Here is a 2,756-nt window from a genome sequence, read left to right as displayed (position 1 = left end):
TGGAGCCCTCAACCAGAATCGAACTGGTGACCTCATCCTTACCATGGATGCGCTCTGCCTACTGAGCTATGAGGGCATATAAAACATTTCGCTGGAGCGGGTGATGGGAATCGAACCCACGCAGTCAGCTTGGGAAGCTGATATTCTACCATTGAATTACACCCGCTTAAGAATATTCAATTCATAAAGCATAAAGAATTATACCACTATTAATTAAAATAGTCCAATCGAAAAACATCAATTAAATCAAATTATGTTCTAGATTCTTCAAGATATTTCTCCAATTTACGTTTTACTCTCTGTAGCGCATTGTCTATTGATTTCACATGCCTGTCCAATTCAACAGCAATCTCCTGGTAAGATTTCCCTTGAAGGTAAGAGGTAAGCACTTCACACTCCAGACCACTTAGAATCTCACCCATTTTTGCCTCAATCCCCGAAAACTCTTCTCTGTTTATAACCATTTCCTCAGGGTCGTTAATGCTTTCCTCACTGATAATATCCATGAGTGTGCGGTCCGATTCCTCGTCAAAAATCGGCTTGTTGAGAGATACATAAGAATTTAAGGGTATGTGTTTTTGCCGGGTGGCAGTCTTTATTGCCGTTATAATCTGCCTTGTTATACAGAGCTCAGCAAAAGCACGGAAAGAAGAAAGCTTGTCCTTTCTAAAATCCCTTATAGCTTTGTAGAGACCAATCATTCCTTCCTGAATGATATCTTCCCGGTCAGCACCGATAAGAAAATAAGTTCTTGCTTTTGCACGAACAAAACCTTTATACTTGTTGATTAAATATTCGAGGGCCCTGTCATCACCGGCTCGGCTATCTTCAATTATTTCTTCATCGTTCATAGTACTAAAAGTCTTTACTGAATCAATTTGTGCATTCGTTTTCAAAATATCGCCCCCTTGACTTATGTGAAAACTATAAAATTTCAAGGCTTGATATATAGAATAGATTAATAGAATGCATAATAAGCAGCAAGGCACACCTAGGTGGATTATACAAAAACTCCCTTGGCCCTGTCAAGCAAAAAATCCGGCAATTATTCGACACGATTCGCTTGCCAAGTTCTCAAGGCAGAATTTACGCCCGGCTGTCCCATTCTATCATCTATGGAACCCTCCTATTCAAACCTCTCTATATAGTTATCGGCAGTTTCATTTTATTATGAACAAGTAATTTTTAAAATTTATTTAAAAATTTCTTTGCCTTCGAATCTCATACATAATTATAGCCCCCGCAACTGCTGCGTTCAAGGACGATATATTTCCCTGCATAGGAATATTAACTATAAAATCACACTTTTCGGCAACCAGCCTTCCCATTCCTTCCCCTTCACTTCCAATAACTAGAGCCACAGGCCCTTTTAAATCAGCCTCAAAGAAAGACTTTTCTCCGGAAAGATCGGTGCCGACAACCCATATGTTTTCCTTCTTCAGATACTCTATTGTCTGCGAAATATTTGTCACCCGCGCCACGGGAACATATTCTATCGCACCTGCCGAAGCTTTTGAAACTGCAGCATTAAGGCCTATTGCCCTTCTTTTGGGTATAATAACGCCATGGGCACCAACCGCATCGGCAGTCCTTAATATGGAACCCAGATTATATGCATCGGTAATGCCGTCCAAAATTATAATATAAGGATCTTCTCCCTTGGACCGTGCAATCTCCAGGATATCGTCAACCTCAACATAATCTTTGAAAGCAACATAGGCAATTACACCTTGATGTGCATGAGTGGCAGAAATTTTATCAAGATTTGATTTGTCCGTTTCCTGAACTACTATGCCCCTCTCTCTTGCCAGTGCAATTAAGTGCCTTATTGAGCCTTCTTTTTCGCCTTTCTGTACTAAAATCTTGTTTATCGTCCTTCCGGACTTTATCGCCTCAAGTACGGAGTTGCGCCCTTCAATCTTGTCAAGGTCGTCTCTTATGTCATTTCTTTCTTCTTCCCCTTTGTATTTTACATCCGACTGTCTCGACGGCTTAGCCTTCTTATAGCCCTTCTTCTCAATATTGCCCATAATCTTTTGTAACCTTCCCTCATAATTATAATTTCGTTGAAAAGCTTGATTTTTAGTACGTAAAATGCAATTCTCTTTTATTTTTCTCAAAAAAATTGCGTTTTAGCCGTTTTTACCTCTCAAATTCTGTCAAAGCTTTTAAATCGTGTCAATTTTCCGAAACAGCCATACGCAATATTTCCATCAACCGCTCATAATCTTTCTTTAGATAAAGAAAACCTATCAAAGACTCAAAACCGGTAGCATACCTGTATTCTGTAACATCCGCATTTTTCGGAACCGTGGCCGATTTGGCATTCCTTCCCCTGCGAACCACACCAAGCTCCTCCTCCGTAAGCAAAGGCATTATCCTATGGATAACATCCGACTGAGCCTTGGCTTTGACATAAGCAATAGAACGCTTGTGGAGAACATGCACCGGCACGTTTCCTTGTGTCACAAGCATTGTGCGGATAAAAACCTCATATACGGCGTCGCCTATGTACGCAAGCACCAAAGGCGACAGCTGGCTTACTTCATCCGGTTTATAATTGAATTCACCTGTAATTTTGTCGAAAAAATCTGAAATCATCCAAACAACCTTTTTCAAATAAAATGTATATCCAAATGGATTAATACATTATATAATATTTCATCAATTTAGTAAATATAAACATAACAATCATAAAAAAGGTTTAAATTGCAAGTTTAATTGCCTTACAAAATCTTACAGAACCCTGTTTTAAG

At 39.4% G+C, this 2,756-nt stretch carries 3 protein-coding genes and 2 tRNA genes; all 5 read right to left on the bottom strand.

Going from position 1 to position 2,756, the window contains the following annotated elements:
• The 5 genes from PLH43_RS13465 to PLH43_RS13445 all read right to left on the bottom strand — a co-directional run bounded on the left by PLH43_RS13465 (position 1) and on the right by PLH43_RS13445 (position 2,601).
• Positions 1-76: transfer RNA gene (locus tag PLH43_RS13465), tRNA-Thr, on the bottom strand.
• 16 nt (positions 77-92) lie between these two features.
• A tRNA-Gly gene (locus PLH43_RS13460) sits at positions 93-166 on the bottom strand.
• A gap of 85 nt (positions 167-251) precedes the next feature.
• The gene (sigH, locus tag PLH43_RS13455; protein WP_324363964.1) at positions 252-896 is read right to left on the bottom strand and encodes an RNA polymerase sporulation sigma factor SigH; all 645 of its coding nucleotides are present in this window, start codon (positions 894-896) and stop codon (positions 252-254) included.
• Between the two features lie 300 nt (positions 897-1,196).
• A complete protein-coding gene (gene rlmB / locus PLH43_RS13450) occupies positions 1,197-2,030 on the bottom strand; it encodes a 23S rRNA (guanosine(2251)-2'-O)-methyltransferase RlmB (RefSeq protein WP_324363961.1) in 834 nt (277 codons plus the stop codon).
• 148 nt (positions 2,031-2,178) lie between these two features.
• The gene (locus tag PLH43_RS13445) at positions 2,179-2,601 is read right to left on the bottom strand and encodes a Mini-ribonuclease 3 (RefSeq protein WP_324363960.1); all 423 of its coding nucleotides are present in this window, start codon (positions 2,599-2,601) and stop codon (positions 2,179-2,181) included.
• Between the last annotated feature and the right edge of the window lie 155 nt (positions 2,602-2,756).

The organism is Acetivibrio sp., assembly GCF_035371925.1.
Taxonomy (GTDB): domain Bacteria; phylum Bacillota; class Clostridia; order Acetivibrionales; family Acetivibrionaceae; genus Hungateiclostridium.
The sequence above is the reverse complement of the archived record's forward strand: the minus strand, read 5'-3'. Positions and strand labels throughout refer to the sequence as shown.

Coding starts and splice junctions, on each gene's coding strand:
- rlmB (WP_324363961.1), bottom strand. CDS start 2,030: ATGGGCAATATTGAGAAGAAGGGCTATAAGAAGGCTAAGCCGTCGAGA.
- PLH43_RS13445 (WP_324363960.1), bottom strand. CDS start 2,601: ATGATTTCAGATTTTTTCGACAAAATTACAGGTGAATTCAATTATAAA.